The 20,975-nt window shown below is 67.7% G+C and carries 21 protein-coding genes; 16 read left to right on the forward strand and 5 right to left on the reverse strand.

The window, feature by feature from the left end:
* The first annotated feature begins 137 nt into the window (after positions 1-137).
* Positions 138-1,628: an amidophosphoribosyltransferase gene (gene purF, locus PXD02_RS12145; RefSeq protein WP_275104126.1), complete on the forward strand. Its 1,491-nt coding sequence runs from the start codon at positions 138-140 to the stop codon at positions 1,626-1,628.
* A 128-nt stretch (positions 1,629-1,756) separates the two neighbouring features.
* Here purF and PXD02_RS12150 read toward each other — a convergent pair whose 3' ends face one another.
* From PXD02_RS12150 to PXD02_RS12165, 4 genes are read right to left on the reverse strand one after another with little or no spacing between them, the layout of a single operon-like run.
* The gene (locus PXD02_RS12150; RefSeq protein ID WP_342758983.1) at positions 1,757-2,122 is read right to left on the reverse strand and encodes an NUDIX hydrolase; all 366 of its coding nucleotides are present in this window, start codon (positions 2,120-2,122) and stop codon (positions 1,757-1,759) included.
* Complete coding sequence (locus tag PXD02_RS12155) at positions 2,119-3,153, reverse strand: 5-(carboxyamino)imidazole ribonucleotide synthase (protein ID WP_275104127.1); 1,035 nt, start codon at positions 3,151-3,153, stop codon at positions 2,119-2,121. The genes PXD02_RS12150 and PXD02_RS12155 overlap by 4 nt, the downstream gene beginning before the upstream one ends.
* Positions 3,146-3,631, reverse strand: coding sequence for a 5-(carboxyamino)imidazole ribonucleotide mutase (gene purE / locus PXD02_RS12160; RefSeq protein WP_275106419.1), 486 nt, complete (start codon positions 3,629-3,631; stop codon positions 3,146-3,148). The genes PXD02_RS12155 and purE overlap by 8 nt, the downstream gene beginning before the upstream one ends.
* Before the next feature lie 54 nt (positions 3,632-3,685).
* Positions 3,686-3,904 carry a YdcH family protein gene (locus PXD02_RS12165; RefSeq protein WP_126155230.1) on the reverse strand — a complete coding sequence of 73 codons (219 nt, stop codon included), beginning with the start codon at positions 3,902-3,904 and terminating at the stop codon, positions 3,686-3,688.
* 232 nt (positions 3,905-4,136) lie between these two features.
* Between PXD02_RS12165 and PXD02_RS12170 the strand changes: the two genes are divergently transcribed.
* The gene (locus tag PXD02_RS12170) at positions 4,137-4,547 is read left to right on the forward strand and encodes an Hsp20 family protein (RefSeq protein WP_275104128.1); all 411 of its coding nucleotides are present in this window, start codon (positions 4,137-4,139) and stop codon (positions 4,545-4,547) included.
* A gap of 11 nt (positions 4,548-4,558) precedes the next feature.
* Positions 4,559-4,786, forward strand: coding sequence for a DUF1150 family protein (locus tag PXD02_RS12175; RefSeq protein ID WP_275104129.1), 228 nt, complete (start codon positions 4,559-4,561; stop codon positions 4,784-4,786).
* A 62-nt stretch (positions 4,787-4,848) separates the two neighbouring features.
* On the opposite strand, the gene PXD02_RS12180 is transcribed toward PXD02_RS12175, so the two are convergent.
* A complete protein-coding gene (locus tag PXD02_RS12180; protein ID WP_275104130.1) occupies positions 4,849-5,613 on the reverse strand; it encodes a bifunctional sulfate adenylyltransferase/adenylylsulfate kinase in 765 nt (254 codons plus the stop codon).
* A 90-nt stretch (positions 5,614-5,703) separates the two neighbouring features.
* Between PXD02_RS12180 and PXD02_RS12185 the strand changes: the two genes are divergently transcribed.
* The 13 genes from PXD02_RS12185 to PXD02_RS12245 all read left to right on the forward strand — a co-directional run bounded on the left by PXD02_RS12185 (position 5,704) and on the right by PXD02_RS12245 (position 20,913).
* A complete protein-coding gene (locus tag PXD02_RS12185; RefSeq protein WP_275104131.1) occupies positions 5,704-6,399 on the forward strand; it encodes an HAD family hydrolase in 696 nt (231 codons plus the stop codon).
* Between the two features lie 18 nt (positions 6,400-6,417).
* Positions 6,418-7,869 (forward strand): xylulokinase, encoded by a 1,452-nt coding sequence (xylB, locus tag PXD02_RS12190; RefSeq protein WP_275104132.1) that lies wholly within the window; start codon positions 6,418-6,420, stop codon positions 7,867-7,869.
* A gap of 457 nt (positions 7,870-8,326) precedes the next feature.
* Positions 8,327-9,544: an efflux RND transporter periplasmic adaptor subunit gene (locus PXD02_RS12195; protein WP_275104133.1), complete on the forward strand. Its 1,218-nt coding sequence runs from the start codon at positions 8,327-8,329 to the stop codon at positions 9,542-9,544.
* Positions 9,545-9,548: 4 nt separating this feature from the next.
* Positions 9,549-11,492: a MacB family efflux pump subunit gene (locus PXD02_RS12200; protein WP_275104134.1), complete on the forward strand. Its 1,944-nt coding sequence runs from the start codon at positions 9,549-9,551 to the stop codon at positions 11,490-11,492.
* Between the two features lie 92 nt (positions 11,493-11,584).
* Positions 11,585-12,559, forward strand: coding sequence for a tripartite tricarboxylate transporter substrate-binding protein (locus PXD02_RS12205; RefSeq protein WP_275104135.1), 975 nt, complete (start codon positions 11,585-11,587; stop codon positions 12,557-12,559).
* A 53-nt stretch (positions 12,560-12,612) separates the two neighbouring features.
* Entirely contained in the window at positions 12,613-13,077 is a 465-nt protein-coding gene (locus tag PXD02_RS12210) for a tripartite tricarboxylate transporter TctB family protein (RefSeq protein WP_275104136.1), read from the forward strand.
* An 11-nt stretch (positions 13,078-13,088) separates the two neighbouring features.
* On the forward strand, positions 13,089-14,597 hold the full coding sequence (locus PXD02_RS12215) for a tripartite tricarboxylate transporter permease (protein ID WP_275104137.1): 1,509 nt from the start codon (positions 13,089-13,091) through the stop codon (positions 14,595-14,597).
* Between the two features lie 19 nt (positions 14,598-14,616).
* Positions 14,617-15,579 (forward strand): Bug family tripartite tricarboxylate transporter substrate binding protein, encoded by a 963-nt coding sequence (locus PXD02_RS12220; RefSeq protein WP_275104138.1) that lies wholly within the window; start codon positions 14,617-14,619, stop codon positions 15,577-15,579.
* Positions 15,580-15,657: 78 nt separating this feature from the next.
* Positions 15,658-16,641: a DUF808 domain-containing protein gene (locus PXD02_RS12225; RefSeq protein WP_275104139.1), complete on the forward strand. Its 984-nt coding sequence runs from the start codon at positions 15,658-15,660 to the stop codon at positions 16,639-16,641.
* A 168-nt stretch (positions 16,642-16,809) separates the two neighbouring features.
* Positions 16,810-18,123 (forward strand): sn-glycerol-3-phosphate ABC transporter substrate-binding protein UgpB, encoded by a 1,314-nt coding sequence (gene ugpB, locus PXD02_RS12230; protein ID WP_275104140.1) that lies wholly within the window; start codon positions 16,810-16,812, stop codon positions 18,121-18,123.
* Positions 18,124-18,175: 52 nt separating this feature from the next.
* A complete protein-coding gene (gene ugpA, locus PXD02_RS12235; RefSeq protein ID WP_275104141.1) occupies positions 18,176-19,054 on the forward strand; it encodes a sn-glycerol-3-phosphate ABC transporter permease UgpA in 879 nt (292 codons plus the stop codon).
* Complete coding sequence (gene ugpE, locus PXD02_RS12240) at positions 19,054-19,902, forward strand: sn-glycerol-3-phosphate ABC transporter permease UgpE (protein ID WP_275104142.1); 849 nt, start codon at positions 19,054-19,056, stop codon at positions 19,900-19,902. The genes ugpA and ugpE overlap by 1 nt, the downstream gene beginning before the upstream one ends.
* Positions 19,903-19,905: 3 nt before the next feature.
* On the forward strand, positions 19,906-20,913 hold the full coding sequence (locus PXD02_RS12245; RefSeq protein WP_275104143.1) for a sn-glycerol-3-phosphate import ATP-binding protein UgpC: 1,008 nt from the start codon (positions 19,906-19,908) through the stop codon (positions 20,911-20,913).
* The last annotated feature ends 62 nt before the right edge of the window (positions 20,914-20,975 follow it).

The raw sequence follows: 20,975 nt of genomic DNA on the forward strand, positions 1-20,975 counted from the left end.
TGCAGGGGCCGCATGGCTGTCCTGTGCATGACGCTTCGATGACGAAAATCCGCCCCTGCCGCGCCGTGGGGGCGTGACTTTGGGACGCACCCGCACTACATGGGGCGTGACAGCCCAAAGCCATTCAGGATGCCGCGATGAAACCCTTCCTGGCCCATCCGTTCGATTCGGACCGCCTGCACGAGGAATGCGGCATTTTCGGGGCCATCGGCGTCGTCGATGCCTCGAACTTCGTGGCCCTGGGCCTGCATGCCTTGCAGCATCGCGGGCAAGAGGCAGGCGGCATCGTCGCCCACGACCCGGAAAGCGGCTTCAACAGCGCCCACCGCTTCGGCTATGTCCGCGACAACTTCACCAAGGCCGATGTGATGGCGACCCTGCCGGGGCCGCTGGCCATCGGCCATGTGCGCTATTCCACCGCCGGGACCAAGGCCGCCACCGCGATCCGCGACGTGCAGCCCTTTTTCGGCGAGTTCCACATGGGCGGCTGCGCCATCGCCCATAACGGCAACATCACCAACGCCGCCGCCCTGCGCCGCGAGTTGATCGAGCGCGGCTCGATCTTCCAGTCCTCCAGCGACAGCGAATGCATCATCCACCTGATGGCGCGGTCGATCCAGCGCAACATCCCCGAACGGATGAAGGACGCGTTGCGCCGGATCGAGGGCGCGTTTTCCGTGATCGCCATGACGCGGACCAAGCTGATCGGCGTGCGTGATCCGCTGGGCGTGCGCCCGCTGGTGCTGGGCAAGGTCGGCGACGACGGCTTCGTGCTGGCGTCGGAAACCTGCGCGCTGGACATCATCGGCGCCGATTTCCTGCGCGAGATCGAGCCGGGCGAGATGGTGGTGATCTCGCGCGGCGAGGTCGAAAGCTCGCGTCCCTTCGGACCCTCCACCGGCCGTTTCTGCATCTTCGAGCATGTCTATTTCTCGCGCCCCGATTCGATCATCGGCGGGCGGTCGGTCTATGAAACCCGCCGCCAGATCGGCGTGGAACTGGCCCGCGAGGCGCCCATCGAGGCCGATCTGGTCTGCCCGGTCCCCGACAGCGGCACGCCCGCCGCCATCGGCTATGCCCAGGAATCGGGCATCCCCTATGGCATGGGGATCATCCGCAACCAGTATATGGGCCGGACCTTCATCGAGCCGACCGAGCAGATCCGCAACATGGGCGTGCGGTTGAAGCTGAACGTGAACCGGTCGCTGATCGCGGGCAAGCGGGTGGTGCTGGTGGACGATTCGGTGGTGCGCGGCACGACCAGCCGCAAGATCAAGGACATGATCCTGGATGCCGGCGCGGCCGAGGTGCATTTTCGCATCGCCTCGCCGCCCACCGCCTGGCCGTGCTTTTATGGCGTGGACACGCCCGACCGCGACAAGCTGCTGGCCGCGAACATGACGCCCGAGGAGATGCGCGACTGGATCGGCGTGGACAGCTTGGCCTTCGTGTCGCTGGACGGCCTCTATCGCGCCGTGGGCGAGGCGCAGGGCCGCAACAATGCCCGCCCGCAATATTGCGACGCCTGCTTTTCCGGCGATTATCCGGTGGCGCCCTTCGATCAGTTGGAGCGCGGCTTCCGCATGAAGGCCGGCTCCGAGACGGCGATGAACGAGGCGGCGGAATAAGCCGGGGGCGCTTCGCCCCCCGGACCCCCCGAAGATATTTAGGTGAAGACGAATTAGCGGACGATCCGTTCCAGCGGGTCATACCAGGCGGCGTGCTGGCCCCAGACCGCGCGGGCCAGGGTGTCGGGCTAGTGGCGCAGGGCGCGGAGATCGGCGCGGGTCGCCCATAGGACGCGGTTCACCACGCCTTCGGGGTCGTTCAGCGTGACCGGGCTGTCATCCGCCAGTCTGGCGCGGAAGATCAGGTCGATCTGGTGGAAGCCGCCTGTGGGGTCATGGAATTCGTTCACCAGGATCGGCGCGCCGACGGCAATTGTCAGGCCGGTTTCCTCGGCCACTTCGCGGATCAGGTTTTCCGGCAGGGACTGGCCGGGTTCGACCCCGCCGCCGGGCAGGCACCACAGGTCGTATTTCCGCCCGGCATAGGCGTTGACCATCAGCAGCCGGTCGTCCCGCAGGATCGCGGCGCGGACGGCCAGCCGGGGCGGTTTCACCGGATGATCCTGTTGACATGCCCCATCTTGCGCCCCGGTCGCGGCGCGCCCTTGCCATACAGGTGGATCTGCGTGTCCGGCGCCTTCAGCAGGTCGGGGACGCGGTCCAGGTCGTCGCCGATCAGGTTCTCCATCACCACATCGGCGTAGCGGCGGCCGTCGCCCAGCGGCAGGCCCGCGACCGCGCGGATATGCTGTTCGAACTGGTCCACGGCGCAGCCCGCCTGGGTCCAGTGGCCGGAATTATGGACGCGCGGCGCGATCTCGTTCACGATCAGGCCCTGCGGGGTCACGAACAGCTCGACCCCCATGACACCGATGTAATCCAGCGCATTGGCGATGCGCGCGGCGATCAGAACCGCGTCGGTCGTCACCTTGCCGGGCAGGCCGCAGGGGACGGTGGTGGTGCGCAGGATGCCGCCGTCGTGGACGTTCAGGCCGGGGTCGAAGGCCGCGACCTGACCGTCGGTGCCGCGGGCGATGACGACGCTGATCTCGGCGCTGAAGGTGACCAAGCCTTCCAGGACCGAGGGCGCGCCGGTCCATTCGGCCGGACCGTCGCCGACACGGATCTGTCCCTTGCCGTCATAGCCCATGCGGCGGGTCTTGAGGATCGAGGGGCGGCCGATCCGGGTGATGGCGGGGTCGAGATCGGCCTGTTCGGGCACGTCCGCGAAGGGGGCGGTCGCCAGCCCGATCTCGTTCAAAAAGGTCTTTTCGGTCAGTCGGTCCTGCGACACCGCCAGGGCGCGGCGGTTGGGCCGGATCGGGCGCAGGCTTTCAAGCAGGTCGAGCGCCGATGTCGGCACGTTCTCGAACTCATAGGTGATCACGTCCACGCTGTCGGCGAAGGCGCGGAGCGCGGCCTGATCCTCGTAGGGCGCGGTCGTCACCCGCCAGGCCACGTCGCCCGCAGGCGCCGCGCCGGGTTCATAGATGTGGCAGCGCAGGCCCAGGCGGCTGGCCGCGACCGACAGCATCCGGCCCAGCTGACCGCCGCCCAGGATGCCGATGGTCCGGATGTCACTCATCGCGCGGCTCCTCGGGGATGGAATCGGACAGCGCGTGACGCCAGGCATCCAGCCGAAGCGCAAGGGCCGGGTCGGACAGCGCCAGGATCCCCGCCGCCATCAGTCCGGCATTGGCCGCGCCCGCCGCGCCGATGGCCATCGTGGCGACCGGATAGCCCCTGGGCATCTGCACGATGGAATAGAGCGAATCGACCCCGGACAGCGCCTTGGTCTGGACCGGCACGCCGATCACCGGCAGCCGCGTCTTGGATGCCATCATGCCCGGCAGATGCGCAGCCCCCCCGGCGCCCGCGATGATCACCCGCAGCCCGCGTTCCACGGCGGTCTTGCCGTAAAGCCACAGCCGGTCGGGGGTGCGGTGCGCGCTGACGATCCGGGCTTCGTAACCGATCCCCAGGTCGTCCAGGATCGCCGCGGCCTCGCGCATGGTCGGCCAATCGGACTGGCTGCCCATGACGATTCCCACAGGTTTGTCCATCATTATCCCCCGCATCTGCCCGCCTGCCATAGCGCGGGGGGCGCGTCGCCGCAATCAGGCGATGATGTCGGGGGTGATCTCATCCTCCAGCCGGGCGATCTGGTCCTTCAGCACCAGCTTCTGCTTCTTCAGCCGTTGCAGCGCCAGCGAGGATGTCAGTTGCTGGGCCGACAGCGCCGCAATCGCCTCGTCCAGGTCGCGATGTTCGCAGCGCAGCGCCGCCAGCTTGGCGCGGGCGATTTCGTCATGGGACATTTCGTGGTGCATGTTCATCTGGCTTGCCCGGCTGGACGCGAATGGTCTTCGCATCGACTATAATCGTTAGCAGGGCGCATGTTAACAAGATGCTTCGTTGCGCCCGGTGTCGGCCGGAATATTCCTGGCCCCGGCGGGCCTGATCCCGGACCGCCCCTTGCACGGTCCCCGCCCCGTCCACATATTGAACCCAGGCGGATTGCCGCAAACGGGGTCCGCGCCACAGTCGCTTGATGGGCAAAGGGCTGACATGACGAAGATTTCACTGGGGGCGCATCCCTATCTTCTGGGCTTCGACCAGATCGAACGCCTAGCCGAACGGGCCGCCAAGGGGGCCGAGGGCTATCCCCCCTATAACATCGAACATATCGCCCCCGACGGGTTTCGGATCACGCTGGCCGTCGCCGGCTTCGCCGAGCCGGACCTGTCCGTCACGACCGAAGACCGGCAGCTTGTCATCCGCGGCCGGATGGCGGAACCGGACAGGGACCGCGTGTTCCTGCACCGGGGCATCGCCGCCCGCGCCTTCCAGCGCAGCTTCGTTCTGGCCGACGGGGTCGAGGTCGAGGCCGCGACCATCGAAAACGGACTGCTGCATGTGGATCTGAAGCGTGTGCAGCCCCGGCAGATCGTCCAGACCATTCCGATCAGCCGCAAGTAAAGGGGATCATCATGGATACCAAATTCGATTTCGGCGGCAGCGACGCCGCGAAGACCGTCTATATCCGGCAGGTCGAGACCAGCACCCTGCCCGTCGAGGTCCGCAGGCAGCTCGAGGGCATCGACAGCCTCTATGCCGTCCACGACGCGGACGGCGAACGGCTGGCCCTGGTCAAGGAACGCTCATTGGCCTTCCTGCTGGCGCGCCAGAACGAACTGACGCCGGTCAGCGTCCACTGACGGCGGGCGGGTGACGGCGGGCGGGGGCCGCCCTGCCCCTCAGGACCGGGCGGCCCCCGCTGTCACGGGGTTTCGTCCGGCCCGATCATCCTCACCCCGATCCGGTCCTGATGGGGGCGATAGCCGTCCCGTGCGGCGGCGTCGAACAGCATCAGATGCGTGGCCCCGTGGTTGCGCGCGACCATTCCCTGCCACTGCCATTGCCCCTGCCACTGCGCGCCCTGGGGACCGGCGGGCGGGGCCACCGGCAGCGGCGCCAGGATCGCGCCGTCCGGGACATCGGCCACCACGCCCGGCAGGGGCTGGATCAGCAGGGCGGCGTTCAGATCCCGCGCCAGCCGGGCGGCGGGCGCGACCTGATCGGGCCGGTCCGGCTGGACCGCCAGCACCCGGTCCGCGCCCCTGTCGCGGAACAGCGCGCGCAGGGCGTTGGGTGTCGGACCCTGCCCCAGGCGGCGCAGCCCCTTGACCTTGCCGCCCAGCAGCACCGGATCGCCCCAGGCGTCGGTCACCGACATCACCGCCGCCACGCCGTCTTCGTCGCACAGGGCGATGTCGTCGCCGGGCTGGATCCGCGCTGCGAAATGCGCCGTCACCTGCAAGGCCAGCGGCGCCGGCCAGCCCGCCTCGGGGACGGCGTGGTGGTCGGCCTGGGTCATGTAGCCGCGCAGCGGGAAGAAGCCGCCGTTCATCAGCAGCGCCAGGTCGCCCGCCTGCCGCCCCTCCAGCCTCCAGGCGGGCAGCTTGCCGGCCTCGGCCAACAGGGCGGCGGCGGCGTCGGGCGAGACGTAAAGCTCTCGGACGGGGGAAAGATGGGGATGGGTCATGGTCCCGGCCATAGCGCAGGCGGCGGCATTTGTCATCCGCGCCCGTTGGGTGTAGGGATCGGGCCGTTAACGCCAACACACGGGGGCCGCATGTCCGATATCCGCGCCGTGATCTTCGACATGGACGGCTGCCTGGTCGACAGCGAGCCGATGGCGCTGCAAACCCTGGCCGACCTGATGGCGGCCGAGGGGCTGGACACCACCATCGACGAGCTGCGGCGCAGGTTCCTGGGCGTGTCGATCCAGTCCATCGTCAGCCACATCGCCGAGGCCCTGGACCGCGACGACCTGCCCCATTTCGCCCGCGAGTTCGAAACCCGGCTGCTGGCGCGCTATCCCGCCGAATTGCGGGTGATCCCCGGCATTCCGGCGCTGCTGGACGATCTGGCGGCGCGCGGCGTGGCGGTGGCCAACGCCACCGGCAGTTCGGTCCACCGGCTGGGCGTGACCTTGCGGGTGGCGGGGCTGGCCGACCGGTTCGGCGCCCGCGTCTTCAGCGCCGATCAGGTCAAGCGCGGCAAGCCCGCCCCCGACCTGTTCCTGCTGGCGGCCGAGCGGCTGGGCATCCCACCCGAAGCCTGCGCGGTGATGGAGGATTCGCCCCATGGCATCGTCGGCGCGCGCGCCGCCGGGATGCGCGCCGTGGGCTTTACCGGGGGCAGCCATCTGGCCGGGATGCAGGCCGATCACGCGCGCCGCCTGACCGAGGCCGGGGCCGCCGTGGTGCTGCCGGACATGGACGGGATGCTGGACGCGCTTCTGGATCGGCAGCCGACAGAGCGATGAACGCATTCGGGGGGAAACATGAGCTTTCTGGGGATCGACCTTGGCACATCGGGGTTGCGGGCGCTGCTGGTGGACAGCGGCGGCAGGCCCATCGGCGCGACCGAGCGGCATTATCCCGTCAGTCATCCCCATCCCGGCTGGTCCGAACAGGATCCCGCCGACTGGATCGCCGCGCTTGAGGGCGCCGTCGCCCAGTTGCGCGACCGCCATCCCGCATTCGCCGCCCTGCGCGGCATCGGCGTGGCGGGCCACATGCATGGCGCGACGCTGCTGGATGCCGAGGACCGGGTGATCCGCCCCTGCATCCTGTGGAACGACACCCGCAGCCATGAACAGGCCGCCGCCCTGGACGCCACCCCCGGCGTCCGCGATCTGTCGGGCAACATCGTCTTTCCGGGCTTCACCGCGCCCAAGCTGGACTGGGTGCGCGCGCATGAACCCGACCATTACGCCCGCATCGCGCGCGTGCTGCTGCCCGGGGCCTTCCTGAACCTGTATCTGACGGGCGATCACGTCACCGACATGTCGGATGCGGCGGGCACGTCCTGGCTGGATACCGGCGCGCGCGACTGGTCCGACGCGCTGCTGGCGGCGGGCCACATGCGCCGCGACCAGATGCCCCGGCTGGTCGAGGGGTCGGACCCCGCCGGTCAGCTGCGCGGCGATCTGGCGCGGTCCTGGGGGCTGTCGCATCCCGTGACCGTCGCGGGCGGGGCGGGCGACAATGCCGCCGCCGCCTGCGGGATCGGCGCCATGGCCGAGGGCCAAGGCTTCGTGTCGCTGGGAACCTCGGGCGTGCTGGTGGCGGCGCGCGACGGCTATCACCCGGCGCCCCGGACGGCGCTGCACACCTTCTGCCATGCGGTGCCGGGGACATGGTATCAGATGGGGGTGATGCTGTCGGCGACCGACAGCCTCAACTGGCTGTCGCGGATCACCGGGGCGCGGCCCGCCGACCTGACGGCGGGCCTGGGCGACAGGCTGCAAGCGCCCGGAGCGGTGCGGTTCCTGCCCTATCTGTCGGGCGAGCGCACGCCGCATAACGACGCGGTCATCCGCGGCGCCTTCACCGGCCTGGGGTCGGGCACGACGCGCGACGACATGGTGCGCGCCGTGCTGGAGGGCGTGGCCTTCGGCCTGCGCGACAGCCATCAGGCGCTGAAGGCGACCGGCGCGCGGCTGGATCGGATGATGGCCATCGGCGGCGGGACGCGGTCGCGATACTGGCTGCGGGCGATCGCCACGGTGCTGGACGTGACGCTGACCCTGCCTGCGGACGGCGAATTCGGCGCGGCCCTTGGCGCGGCGCGGCTGGGCATGGTCGCGGCGGGGGCGGGCAGCGTGGCCCAGGTGATGACCGCCCCCGACGTGGTCGAGGAGATCGCACAAGACGCCGCGCTGCGCGACCGCTTCGAGGCGGGATACGAGGCGTTCCGCGCCGCCTATCCGGCGATCCGGGCGGTGCAGTAAGGCCGGACGAACCGATTGGCGAAGGCCATCGCCTTCGCCACGCGATGCCCTGTCCTTCCCGAACCGCCGGGCCTTCAAGGCCCGGTCAGCGCCCGCCCCGCCCCCAGGCGGGCGCCGACCTTCCGTGGTCGTGGGATCGGACCGTCTCTGGTGGAAACCTCACACCAGGGGCGGGGGAAACGCGATGCGTTTCCTGATCCCGCCCGCCAGCAATCATCTTGCAATCATCTTGTCGGCAACACCGCCCGCTGCCGCTCCCCGTGGGGGCGCATGTTCGACCCGGACCAGAACGCCCGGCGCGCCGCCGGCGCGGAAATCCGCAACCGGACGTTTCCCGCGCCGTCGCCGCAACAGTGGTTTGCAAATCTGTCGCGCCAGCCGCGCGTGCGGCATTGGATCTGCCGCCCCCGACGCTATCTATGGGACGGAGAATGGTTTTCCGAAAAGGGACGGGCAGATGCGGGTTCGGTTTCGCCACGGGGTGCTGGCACTGGCGATCTGCGCGGCGCTTGCCGCCGGGGCGGCGGCGGTGGGCATCGGCCAGACCGCGCGCGGCGGCGCGACCGTGCTGACCACCCCCGTGGAACGCGGCGACATCCAGGTGACGGTGCTGGCCCAGGGCACGCTCAAGCCCAGGAACCTGGTCGCGGTGGGCGCGCAGGCCTCGGGGCGGATCACCCGCATCGCCGTGGACCTGGGCCAGGCCGTGAAGAAGGGCGACCTGATCGCCGAGATCGATTCCGTCAACCAGCAGAACGCGCTGAAATCCGCGCAATCCGACCTGGCCGTCGCCCGCGCCCAGCGGGTCGAGCGGGAATCGACGCTGGATTTGGCCGAACGCACCCTGGACCGGCTGGCGAAATTGCAGCGCAGCAACCTGTCCTTGCGGGCCGAATACGATACGGCCGTGTCGGATGTCGCGGTATCCAAGGCCCAGATCGAGGCCTTGGACGCCCAGATCGCCCAGGCCCAGGTCGCCATCGAGACGGCGCAGGCGAACCTGGACTATACCCGCATCACCGCGCCCAGCGACGGCACCGTGCTGGCGATCACCGCGCAGCAGGGCCAGACGGTCAACGCCGCCCAATCCGCCCCCACCATCGTCGTGCTGGGCGATCTGACGCAGATGGAGGTCTTCGCCGAGATATCCGAGGCCGATATCGGCCAGGTGCGGCCCGGACAGGCGGTCTGGTTCACCACCCTGGGCGCGCCCGACCGCCGCTATGACGCCGTGCTGGAGGCCCTGGCCCCCGCCCCCGATTCCATCGTCAACGATCCCAGCATCGCCGGCAGCGCCGCAACCGGCAGCAGCGCCACGTCCGAGGCGATCTATTACAACGGCCGCTTCACCGTGCCGAACCCGGACGGCACCCTGCGCACCTATATGACCGCCCAGGTCCACATCGTGCTGGGCGGCGCGCAGGACGTGCTGACGGTGCCGTCGATGGCGCTTGGATCGCCCGGCCCGGACGGGCGCTATCGGCTTCAGGTCCAGGGCAGCGACGGCACGCTGTCCGAACGCCTGGTCAGCGTCGGGCTGAACGACAAGGTCATGGCCGAGATCACCGAGGGCCTGGCCGAGGGCGAGAAGATCGTGACCGGCACCGGCGGCGCAGACGGCGGCGCCCCCGCCCGCAACCCGCTGGGCGGGATGCCGCGCGGGATGCGGGGCTGATCCGGTGGACCGGCCGATCATCCAGCTGACGGGCATCGGGCGCAGCTATCCCCAGGGCGAGGGCAGCCTGACGGTGCTGCGCGACGTGGACCTGACCATCCGGCCCGGCGAATTCGTGGCGATCATGGGCGCGTCGGGGTCGGGCAAGACGACGCTGATGAACATCCTGGGCTGCCTGGACCGGCCCAGCACCGGCCGCTATCTGTTCGCGGGCCAGGATACCGGCGGGCTGGACAATTCCGAACTGGCAGCGCTGCGGCGCGAACGCTTCGGCTTCATCTTCCAGCGGTATCACCTGCTGCCGGAACTGACCGCGCTTGGCAATGTCGAGATCCCGGCCGTCTATCGGGGCGAGGGCGCATCGGTCCGCCGGGCGCGGGCCGCCGGGCTGCTGGACCGGCTGGGCATGGGCGCGCGGCTGGACCATCGCCCGGCGGCCCTGTCGGGCGGCCAGCAGCAACGCGTGTCCATCGCCCGCGCGCTGATGAACGACGCCAGCGTCATCCTGGCGGACGAGCCGACCGGCGCGCTCGACAGCCGCAGCGGCGAGGAGGTGCTGTCGATCCTGCAAGAACTGAACGCCGACGGGCGCACGATCATCATCGTCACCCACGACCCCAAGGTCGCCGCCCGCGCCCGCCGCGTGATCGAGATCAGCGACGGCCGCATCATCGCCGACCGCCAGAACCGCCCCGAAACCGCCCCCGTCCGCCGCGACAAGGCTGACCGGGGCGCATCCGCCCTGCCCGGCTCGGCCTTCCGCGAGGCGCTGCGCATGGCCCTGGTGTCGATGCGCGCGCACAAGCTGCGCAGTTTCCTGACCATGCTGGGGATCATCATCGGCATCGCCTCGGTCGTGTCGGTGGTGGCGCTTGGCGAAGGGTCGCGCCAGCAGGTGCTGGCCAATATCTCGTCGCTGGGGACCAACACGCTGGAGGTGTTTCCGGGCCGCGACTTCGGCGACATGCGCTCGGGCCGGATCAAGACCCTGGTCGCGGCGGATGCCGAGGCCCTGGGCCGCCTGCCCTTCGTCGCCGCCGCGACCCCCGGCACCGCCACCACCGCCACCATCCGCTTCGGCGGGACCGAGGCCAGCGCCCAGATCAGCGGCGTCGGCGCAGATTACTTCGCTGTCACCGGGTCGGCCATCGTCGCCGGTCGCAGCTTCGGCCAGGCGGCCATCGACCGCATGGCGCAAGAGGTGGTGATCGACACCAACACCCGCGACAGCCTGTTCCCGGACCGCGCGGACGGCGGCGTGGGCCAGGTGATCCACGCGGGCAATGCGCTGTTGCAGGTGGTCGGCGTGGCCGAGATCGCCTCGCGCGGGCCGGGCGGCAGCCAGAGCCTGCGGCTTTACGCGCCCTATACCACGGTGCAGGCGCGCTATCTGGGGACCAGCACCCTGTCCAGCCTGACGCTGCGGATCGCCGACGATGCCGACATGGGGGCGGCGCAATCGGCCGTGACCGCGTTCCTGACCCAGCGGCACGGCACGCAGGATTTCTTCATCGTCAACACCGACCAGATCCGCCAGACCATCACCAGCACCACCGGCGCGCTGACCCTGCTGATCGCGGCCATCGCCGTCATCTCGCTGGTGGTCGGGGGGATCGGGGTGATGAACATCATGCTGGTCTCGGTCACCGAACGGGTGTCGGAAATCGGCCTGCGCATGGCGGTCGGCGCACGGCGCAGCGACATCCTGCAACAGTTCCTGATCGAGGCCGTGCTGGTCTGCATGATCGGCGGCATCCTGGGCATCGCGGCGGCGCTTGGATTCGGCCTGGTCTTCGACCGCTTCAGCACCAGCTTCACCATGATCCAGTCGCCGAACGCGATGATAGCGGCGCTGATCAGCTCGACCCTGATCGGCATCACCTTCGGCTTTCTGCCCGCCCGCAGCGCCGCGCGGATGGACCCGGTCGCGGCGCTTTCCAAAGGCTAAAAAAAAGATTGTGCCTTGTCCGAATGCTGGCGCAAGCTGTCGTCAGCATGACGGCGGCGTCAACCGCGCCGCCGGCCAGTCTGGGAGGACACATGACCGCTTCGAAACTGATCGGCGCGCTTTTCGCCGCCACGATCCTGACCGCGCCCGCCTTTGCCCAGGGCTATCCCGAACGCCAGATCACCATGGTGGTGCCGTTTTCCGCAGGCGGCCCGACCGACACCGTGGCCCGGCTGGTCGCAGAACGCATGTCGGACGACCTGGGACAGCAGATCGTGATCCAGAATGTCGGCGGCGCGGGCGGCACGCTGGGCGCGGCCCAGGTCGCCAAGGCCGAGGCCGACGGATACACGGTGCTGCTGCATCACATCGGCATGGCCACCTCGGCCACGCTGTATCGCAACCTGCCCTATGACACGCTGAACGCCTTCGAATATGTCGGCCTTGTCACCGAGGTGCCTATGGTCGTCACTGCGCGGGCCGATTTCGAACCGGCCGATTTCCCGGCCTTCATCGACTACGTCAAGGCGAACGCCGATTCACTGACCCTGGCGAATGCGGGCATCGGTGCGGCCAGCCATCTGTGCGGGATGCTGCTGATGCAGGCTTTGGAAGCGCCCCTGGTCACTGTGCCGTATAAGGGCACCGGCCCCGCGATGACCGACCTGCTGGGGGGGCAGGTGGACATCATGTGCGACCAGACCACCAACACCACCCAGCAGATCAAGGCGGGCAGGATCAAGGCCTATGCCGTGACCACGCCCGAACGGCTGGACCTGTTCCCCGACCTGCCCACCGCCGCCGAATCCGGGCTGGAGGCGATGCAGTTCGGCATCTGGCACGGCATCTATACCCCCAAGGGCACCGCGCCCGAGATCAATCAGCGCCTGTCGGAATCGCTGCAAAAGGCGTTGGCCGACGAAGGCGTGGCCAAGGCCATGGCCGACCTGGGCACCGCGCCGTTCTCGTCCGAGGACGCCACGCCCGAGGCGCTGAAGGCCAAGCTGGAATCCGAAATCGCCCGCTGGAAGCCGGTGATCGAGGCCGCGGGCGTCTATGCCGACTGACCCATGCCCCGCCGTCCCACGGGCGGCGGGTTTTTCCGGCACGCGAGGGGATCATGTCCACGAAACCGAAAGACGGCACCGATATCGCGGCGGGCCTTTTGTTCATGGCCATCGCCGCCTTCTTCGCCTGGCAGAGCCTGGGGTTGGAGATGGGAACCTCGATCCGCATGGGGCCGGGCTATTTCCCGATGGTCCTGTCGGGACTGCTGTTCCTGCTGGGCGCGATCATCCTGGTCAAGGCCTTCGGGCGCGCCGATGACGAACCCTTCGGAGCCGTCGCCTGGCGCGGCATCCTGTTCATCCTGCCCGCGCCGATCTTCTTCGGCCTGACGGTGCGCGGCCTGGGCTTCGTGCCCGCCCTGTTCATCACCACGCTGATCGCCACGCAGGCATCGGTGCGGATGCGGCCGCTGGCCGCGCTAATCCTGGCGGTGGCGGTGACGATCCTGTCCACGCTGATCTTCTCCTATGGCCTGGGCCTGCCCTTCCGGCGCTTCGGCCCTTGGCTGCCGTTGTAAGGGTCGCGCGCATGGACCTGCTTTCCAACCTGGCCCTGGGCTTCAGCGTCGCATCATCGCTGGCGAACCTGATGTTCTGCCTGATCGGCGTGCTGCTGGGCACGCTGATCGGCGTGCTGCCCGGCATCGGCGCCACGGCCACCATCGCCATGCTGCTGCCGATCACCTTTCAACTGGAACCCGTGTCCTCGCTGATCATGCTGGCGGGGATCTATTACGGCGCGCAATATGGCGGCTCGACCACGGCGATCCTGATCAACATGCCGGGCGAAAGCTCCTCGGCCGTGACCGCCATCGACGGATACCAGATGGCGCGCAAGGGCCGCGCGGGAACGGCGCTTGCGGTGGCGGCCCTAGGATCGTTCTTCGCGGGCAGCGTGGCGACCTTTCTGGTGGCGATCTTCGCGCCGCCGCTGACCACCATCGCGCTGAAATTCGGCGCGGCCGAGTATTTCAGCCTGATGGTCATGGGGCTGGTGATGTCGGTGGCCTTGGCGCATGGATCGGTGCTGAAGGCCCTGGCGATGGTGGTTCTGGGCCTGCTGCTGGGCATGGTCGGGACCGATGTCTATACCGGCGCGCCGCGCTTCACGATGGGCATGACCCAGTTCGCGGACGGGCTGAACTTCGTGGCCGTCGCCGTCGGCGTCTTCGGCATCGCCGAGATCCTGCGCAACCTGGAAGACGAACACGACCGCCAGGTGACGACCAGAAACATCACCCGCCTGTTCCCGACGCGCGAGGAATTCCGCCAGATGATCGGCCCGGTCCTGCGCGGCACAGGGGTCGGTTCGGTGCTGGGCATCCTGCCGGGCGGCGGCGCGATCCTGGCGTCCTTCGCCAGCTACACCGTCGAAAAGAAGCTGTCGAAACACCCCGAGGAATTCGGCAAGGGCGCCCTGGCAGGCGTCGCCGGGCCGGAAAGCGCCAACAACGCGGGCGCGCAGACCAGCTTCATCCCCCTGCTGACGCTGGGCATTCCGGCGAACCCGGTGATGGCGCTGATGATCGGGGCGATGATCATCCAGGGCATCGTGCCGGGACCGAACGTGGTTTCCGAACAGCCCGCGCTGTTCTGGGGCATCATCGCGTCGATGTGGATCGGCAACCTGATGCTGGTGGTGCTGAACCTGCCGCTGATCGGGCTGTGGGTCAGGCTGCTGACCGTGCCCTATTACGTGCTGTTCCCGATCATCATGGCGATGTGTTCCATCGGTGTCTATTCGGTCAACTCGAACGCCTATGACCTGTTTGCCGTCGCCTTCTTCGGCCTGCTGGGATATGTCATGTCCAAGCTGCGCTGCGAGCCCGCGCCGCTGCTTCTGGGCTTCGTCCTGGGGCCGCTGCTGGAGGAGAACCTGCGCCGGGCGATGATCCTGTCGCGCGGCGATCCCACCACCTTCGTGACCCGTCCGATCAGCGCGGGCCTGCTGGTCCTGTCGCTGGCGATCCTGGTGCTGGTCTTTCTGCCCCAGATCCGCAAGCGCCGCGACGAGGTCTTTACCGAAAGCGACGCCTGACCCAACCAAGGAGGAAACCATGCAGACCATCACCCGCCGCATCCTGCTGGGCACGGCCCTGGCGCTTGGCCTTGCCGGCGCCGCCGCCGCCGAATTTCCCGACCGCCCCGTCACCCTGGTGATCCCCTTCGCGGCGGGCGGGTCCACCGATGTGGTGGGCCGCATCGTCGCCGAACGCATGGGCCAGGAACTGGGCCAGCAGGTCGTCGTCCAGAATGTCGGCGGCGCGGGCGGATCGCTGGGCGCGGACCAGGTCGCCCAGGCCGACGCGGACGGCTATACGATCCTGATGGGCACGGTCGCGACCCATGCGCTGAACCCGCTGATCCTGAAGCAGAAACCCTATGATCCGGTGGCCGATTTCGCGCCCGTGTCGCTGCTGGTGCTGGTGCCGAACGTGCTGGCGGTGAACCCGGAACTGCCGGTCAACACCGTGCAGGAACTGATCGACCTGGCAAAGACCGAACCGCTGGCCTATGCGTCCTCGGGCAACGGCACGCCGCTGCACCTGTCGGGCGAATTGTTCAAGTCCATGGCGGGGATCCAGATCGACCACATACCCTACAAGGGATCCGGCCCGGCGCTGACCGACGTGCTGGGCAATCAGGTGCCGATCATCTTCGACAACCTGCCCTCGGCATCGGGCCATATCAGCAGCGGCAAGCTGCGCGCGCTTGGCGTGACCACGGCGGAACGCGGCCCCAGCTTCCCGGACATCCCGACCATCGCCGAAACCCTGCCGGGCTACGAGACCTATAGCTGGAACGCGCTGTTCGCCCCCGCAGGCACCCCGCCCGAGGCCATCGAGGCCCTGGCCGCGGCGGCGCAGGCAACCATGGCCGACCCGGCGGTCGCCGCCCGCATGGCCGAATTCTCGGCCACCATCGTCGCCTCGGGCCCCGAGGAACTGGCCCGGCATGTGAAGGCCGAGATGGCGAAATGGGAACCCGTGGTCCGCGACGCCAACGTCAGGCTGGATTGAACAAACCCGCCCAACAAAGGCTTGCTTTCGGCGTGAACAGCGCCAAGGATCGCGCCGGAAACAGCCGGTGAGGATCGGATGAGCGGACTTCTAGCACTTCTGGACGATGTGGCCACGATCTCCAAGGTCGCGGCCGCGTCCATCGACGATGTGGCGGGACAGGCGGCCAAGGCCGGGGCCAAGGCGGCGGGGGCGGTGATCGACGACGCGGCGGTGACGCCGAAATACGTCCACGGCTTCGATGCCAGCCGCGAGATTCCCATCGTCTGGAAGATCGCGCGGGGGTCGCTGTTCAACAAGCTGGTGATCCTGCTGCCGGTGGCGCTGCTGCTGTCGGCCTTCGCGCCCTGGGCGATCTCTCCCCTGCTGATGGTGGGGGGCGCCTATCTGTGCTATGAGGGGGCCGAGAAGATCGCCCATGCGCTTGGCCATGGCGACACGCATGACAGCGCGGAACATGTCCATCCCGATTCGGACGGCGCGGCGCTGGAGGAGGCGCGGGTTGCGGGCGCGATCAAGACCGACTTCATCCTGTCGGCGGAAATCATGACCATCGCGCTGGCGACCATTCCAGTCGGCGATTCGATCTGGACGAAGGCGCTGATCCTGGTCCTGGTGGCGGTGTGCATCACCGCCGCCGTCTATGGCTTCGTGGCGCTGATCGTGAAGGCCGACGACATGGGCGTCCACCTGGCGACGCGGCGCAACGGCCTGTCCTCGGCCATCGGGCGCGGCATTGTCAAATTCATGCCCGGCTTCATGACGACGCTGACCATTGTCGGCACCGCCGCCATGATCTGGGTCGGCGGCCAGATCGTGCTGCACGGCTTTGCCGAACTGGGCTGGGCCGGTCCCTATGACTGGATCCACCACCGGGCCGAGGCCGCGGCCCATGCCGTTCCGCAGGCGGCGGGGACAGTCGCCTGGGTGGTGACGGCGTTTTTCGACGGCATCTTCGGGCTGGTCCTGGGCCTGATCCTGATCCCCGTCATCCACCGCATCATCAACCCGGTCTTGCAGGCGACGGTGGTGCCGCTGATGGCGCGGCTGCGCGGGGCGTGACCGGCCACGCGACGCAACCGCCTGAAATTATATTAAGGCGGACGGCGGCCCGGAAAGATTGACCGGATGGTCAAGGGATGTCACCTTTCCGTCATGCGGATGTTGCGTTTGCGTCACCTCGGCCCGCTAGGCCCGTCGCGAACCGCAGCTCCATAAGGGAGGTAAATCATGAACCGACTTATCACGGCGTCCGCGATGGCGCTGATCGCATCGCTGTCGGCGGCGAATGCGCAGACCGAGATCCAGTGGTGGCACGCCATGGGCGGCGAGCTGGGCGCCAAGCTGGAAGAGATCACCAAGGGCTTCAACGACAGCCAGGACGAATACACCGTGGTGCCGTCCTACAAAGGCACCTATCCCGAAACGATGACCGCCGCGATCGCCGCCTTCCGCGCGCAGCAGCAGCCCGCCATCGTCCAGGTGTTCGAGGTCGGAACCGGCACCATGATGGCCGCCAAGGGCGCCATCATTCCGGTCCACCAGCTCATGGCCGATAACGAAGTGGCCTTCGATCCGGCCGCCTTCATCCCGGCCGTCGTCGGCTATTACAGCGACACCGAGGGCAACATGCTGTCGATGCCCTTCAACAGCTCGACCCCGATCCTGTATTACAACAAGACCGTGTTCGAGAAGGCGGGCCTTGACCCGAACACCCCGCCGAAGACCTGGGCCGAGATGGAGGAGTTCTCGAAGAAGATCATCGACTCGGGCGCGGCGACCTGCGGCTTCACGACCGGCTGGATCAGCTGGATCCACACCGAAAACCTGTCCGCTTGGCACAACCAGCCGATCGGCACGGAACAGAACGGCTTCGGCGGCACCTCGGCCCGGCTGACGGTGAACGGGCCGGTGCAGGTCAAGCATTGGGAAAACCTCAAGCGTTGGGCCGACGAGGGCGTGTTCAAATACGGCGGTCCGGTCGGCGGCGACAACGCCCCGCCGATGTTCTATGCGCAGGACTGCGCGATGATCATGAACAGCTCGGCCAGCCGGGCAGGCGTCGTCGCCAATGCCAAGGACTTCGAACTGGGCTTCGGGATGATGCCCTATTACGACGATGTCGAAGGCGCGCCGCAGAACTCCATCATCGGCGGGGCGACGCTGTGGGTGCTGTCGGGCCGCGACGATGCCGAATATGCGGGCGTCGCCAAGTTCTTCGAATACCTGTCCTCGCCTTCGGTCCAGGCCGACTGGGCGTCCTTCTCGGGCTATCTGCCGATCACGCAGGCGGCCACCGAGGAGATGGCGGGCTTCTTCGCCGAAAACCCCGGCGCCGATACCGGCATCCGCCAGATGACCCTGAACGAGCCGACCGAGAATTCCAAGGGCCTGCGCTTCGGCAATTATGTCCAGATCCGCGGCATCATCGACGAGGAGTTCGAGCAGGTGCTGTCGGGGTCCAAGGATGCCCAAGCAGCGCTTGATTCCGTGGTCGAGCGCGGCAACGCGCTGCTGGAAGAGTTCCAGGCGCAGAACCAGTAACCGGCACGGGGCCGCGCATCGTCGCGGCCCCGTCCCCTGACAAGGCGGGCCCATGAAGCGCACGATCTTCCGCAACCAGCTTCTGCCCTGGCTTCTGCTGGCGCCGCAGCTTGCGATCACCTTCGTGTTCTTCCTGTGGCCCGCCGCCCAGGCCATCCGGCAAAGCGTCCTGCGCCAGGACGCCTTCGGCATCAGCACGCAATTCGTCGGGATGGCGAACTTCAGGGCGCTGTGGAACAGCGCGGAATACCTGAATTCGTTGCAGGTCACGGCGGTCTTCGCCGTGTCGGTCACGATCCTGTCGATGGGGTTTTCGCTGCTGCTGGCGGTGGCCGTGGACCGGATGATCCGGTCGTCCAGCCTGTATACGACGCTGCTGGTCTGGCCCTATGCGGTGGCCCCGGCGGTGGCGGGGATCCTGTGGTGGTTCATCTTCAACCCGACCATCGGCGTCATGCCCTATGTGCTGGCGATGGTCGGCTATGACTGGAACCATATCGGTTCGAAGACGGACGCGATGATTCTGGTGGTGATCGCATCCGCCTGGAAGCAGATCAGCTATAACTTCCTGTTCTTCGTGGCGGGCCTGCAATCCATCCCGGCATCCCTGCGCGAGGCCGCCGCCATCGACGGCGCGGGTCCGGTGCGCCGCTTCTTCGACATCACCCTGCCGCTGATCTCTCCGACGACGTTCTTCCTGCTGGTCGTGAACATCGTCTATGCGATGTTCGACACCTTCGCCGTGATCGACGCCACGACCGAGGGCGGCCCGGCCCAGGCCACCAACATCCTGGTCTACAAGGTCTATTTCGACGGCTTCGTGGGCCAGAACATGGGATCGTCGGCGGCGCAGTCGGTGGTGCTGATGCTGATCGTGATCGCGCTGACGGTGATCCAGTTCCGCTGGGTCGAAAAGAAGGTCGCCTATTGATGATCGAGAACCGCCCCGGCCTGAACCTGCTGGCGCATCTGACGCTGATGCTGGGGGTCGTCATCGTCGCCCTGCCCGTCTGGGTGGCTTTCGTCGCCTCGACCCATACCGCGACCGACTTCATGTCGGGGACCATCCCGATGTGGCCCGGCCCGCATCTGCTGGAAAACTATGCCCGGATGCTGGATTCGGGCGTTTCCACCAGCGGCACGCCGCCGGTCGGCACGATGATGCTGAACAGCCTGATCATGGCGCTGCTGATCGCCTGCGGCAAGATCGCGATCTCGATCACCTCGGCCTTCGCCATCGTCTATTTCCGCTTTCCGCTGCGGCAACTGGCCTTCTGGTGCATCTTCATCACCCTGATGCTGCCGGTCGAGGTGCGCATCGTCCCGACCTTCCAGGTGGTCGCCGACCTGGGGATGCTGAACAGCTATGCCGGGCTGTCGGTGCCGCTGATCGCATCGGCCACCGCGACCTTCCTGTTCCGCCAGGTGTTCCTGACCATCCCCGACGAGTTGACCGAGGCCGCCCGCATCGACGGCGCGGGCCCGATGAAATTCTTCCGCGACATCCTGATCCCGCTGTCGCGCACCAATATCGCGGCGCTGTTCGTGATCCTGTTCATCTATGGGTGGAACCAGTATCTGTGGCCGCTGCTGATCACCACCAGCAGCGATTACTATACCATCGTCGCGGGCATCAAGCGGATGGCGGATGCGGTGGACGGGCTGCCGCAATGGCATCTGGTGATGGCGACGGCGATGCTGGCGATGCTGCCCCCGGTCGCGGTGGTGATCGGGATGCAGCGCCTGTTCGTCAAAGGTCTTGTCGAGACGGAGAAGTAAGACATGGCATCCATCACCCTCGACAAGGTCGGCAAGATCTATCCCGGCGGCACCCGCGCCGTGGGCGACGTGTCCATCGACATCGCGGACGGCGAATTCATCGTGCTGGTCGGCCCGTCCGGCTGCGGCAAGTCCACGCTGCTGCGGATGATCGCCGGGCTGGAAGGCATCAGCGAAGGCACGGTCCGCATCGGCGACCAGGTGGTCAACGACATCGAGCCCGCCGACCGCGACATCGCCATGGTGTTCCAGAATTACGCGCTCTATCCGCATATGTCGGTGCGCCAGAACCTGGCCTACGGGTTGAAGAACCGCCGCACGCCGCGCGCGGAAATCGACCGCCGCGTGGCCCAAGCGGCCGAGATCCTGCAAATCGGCCCCTATCTGGACCGCAAGCCCCGTGCCCTGTCGGGTGGCCAGCGTCAGCGCGTCGCCATGGGCCGCGCCATCGTCCGCGACCCCGCCGCCTTTCTGTTCGACGAGCCGCTGTCGAACCTGGACGCCAAGCTGCGCGTGACCATGCGGCTGGAGATCAAGGATTTGCAGCGCCGCCTGCGCACGACCTCGATCTATGTCACGCATGACCAGCTCGAGGCGATGACCCTGGCTGACCGGCTGGTGGTGCTGAACGCGGGCCGGATCGAACAGATCGGCACCCCGCTCGAGGTCTATCGCAAGCCCGCCTCGACCTTCGTCGCGGGCTTCATCGGCAGCCCGGCCATGAACCTGATCAGCAATCGCGCGGTCCCGCACCTGCCCGGCACGGCCCATGCCGGAACCATCGGCATCCGCCCCGAGGATCTGACCCCCGCCCCGGACGGACCCATCGAGATGGAGGTTCTGGCGGTCGAGGAACTGGGCGCGCAACGCCTGGTCCACGGCCAGACCGGGGGCGAGCGGCTGACGGTGACGCTGCCCTCGGGGACCGAACTGCCGGATAGCCTGCGCCTGGCCTGGCGCCCCGGATCGCTGCACCTGTTTCAGGCGGAAAGCGGGCGCCGCATCGACTGATGTTCCTATTTCGTTCATGTTCGGCCCGTGCTATTCTGGGATGAATCTTCCAGGACGGGATT

Origin of the sequence: Paracoccus sp. S3-43, assembly GCF_029027965.1 — a bacterium.
Classification (GTDB): domain Bacteria; phylum Pseudomonadota; class Alphaproteobacteria; order Rhodobacterales; family Rhodobacteraceae; genus Paracoccus.

Excerpts from the sequence above, each read along its gene's own strand:
- purF (WP_275104126.1), top strand. The coding sequence starts at position 138 with ATGAAACCCTTCCTGGCCCATCCGTTCGATTCGGACCGCCTGCACGAG.
- PXD02_RS12155 (WP_275104127.1), bottom strand. The coding sequence starts at position 3,153 with ATGAGTGACATCCGGACCATCGGCATCCTGGGCGGCGGTCAGCTGGGC.
- purE (WP_275106419.1), bottom strand. The coding sequence starts at position 3,631 with ATGGACAAACCTGTGGGAATCGTCATGGGCAGCCAGTCCGATTGGCCG.
- PXD02_RS12165 (WP_126155230.1), bottom strand. The coding sequence starts at position 3,904 with ATGAACATGCACCACGAAATGTCCCATGACGAAATCGCCCGCGCCAAG.
- PXD02_RS12170 (WP_275104128.1), top strand. The coding sequence starts at position 4,137 with ATGACGAAGATTTCACTGGGGGCGCATCCCTATCTTCTGGGCTTCGAC.
- PXD02_RS12175 (WP_275104129.1), top strand. The coding sequence starts at position 4,559 with ATGGATACCAAATTCGATTTCGGCGGCAGCGACGCCGCGAAGACCGTC.
- PXD02_RS12180 (WP_275104130.1), bottom strand. The coding sequence starts at position 5,613 with ATGACCCATCCCCATCTTTCCCCCGTCCGAGAGCTTTACGTCTCGCCC.
- PXD02_RS12185 (WP_275104131.1), top strand. The coding sequence starts at position 5,704 with ATGTCCGATATCCGCGCCGTGATCTTCGACATGGACGGCTGCCTGGTC.
- xylB (WP_275104132.1), top strand. The coding sequence starts at position 6,418 with ATGAGCTTTCTGGGGATCGACCTTGGCACATCGGGGTTGCGGGCGCTG.
- PXD02_RS12195 (WP_275104133.1), top strand. The coding sequence starts at position 8,327 with ATGCGGGTTCGGTTTCGCCACGGGGTGCTGGCACTGGCGATCTGCGCG.
- PXD02_RS12205 (WP_275104135.1), top strand. The coding sequence starts at position 11,585 with ATGACCGCTTCGAAACTGATCGGCGCGCTTTTCGCCGCCACGATCCTG.
- PXD02_RS12210 (WP_275104136.1), top strand. The coding sequence starts at position 12,613 with ATGTCCACGAAACCGAAAGACGGCACCGATATCGCGGCGGGCCTTTTG.
- PXD02_RS12215 (WP_275104137.1), top strand. The coding sequence starts at position 13,089 with ATGGACCTGCTTTCCAACCTGGCCCTGGGCTTCAGCGTCGCATCATCG.
- PXD02_RS12220 (WP_275104138.1), top strand. The coding sequence starts at position 14,617 with ATGCAGACCATCACCCGCCGCATCCTGCTGGGCACGGCCCTGGCGCTT.
- PXD02_RS12225 (WP_275104139.1), top strand. The coding sequence starts at position 15,658 with ATGAGCGGACTTCTAGCACTTCTGGACGATGTGGCCACGATCTCCAAG.
- ugpB (WP_275104140.1), top strand. The coding sequence starts at position 16,810 with ATGAACCGACTTATCACGGCGTCCGCGATGGCGCTGATCGCATCGCTG.
- ugpA (WP_275104141.1), top strand. The coding sequence starts at position 18,176 with ATGAAGCGCACGATCTTCCGCAACCAGCTTCTGCCCTGGCTTCTGCTG.
- ugpE (WP_275104142.1), top strand. The coding sequence starts at position 19,054 with ATGATCGAGAACCGCCCCGGCCTGAACCTGCTGGCGCATCTGACGCTG.
- PXD02_RS12245 (WP_275104143.1), top strand. The coding sequence starts at position 19,906 with ATGGCATCCATCACCCTCGACAAGGTCGGCAAGATCTATCCCGGCGGC.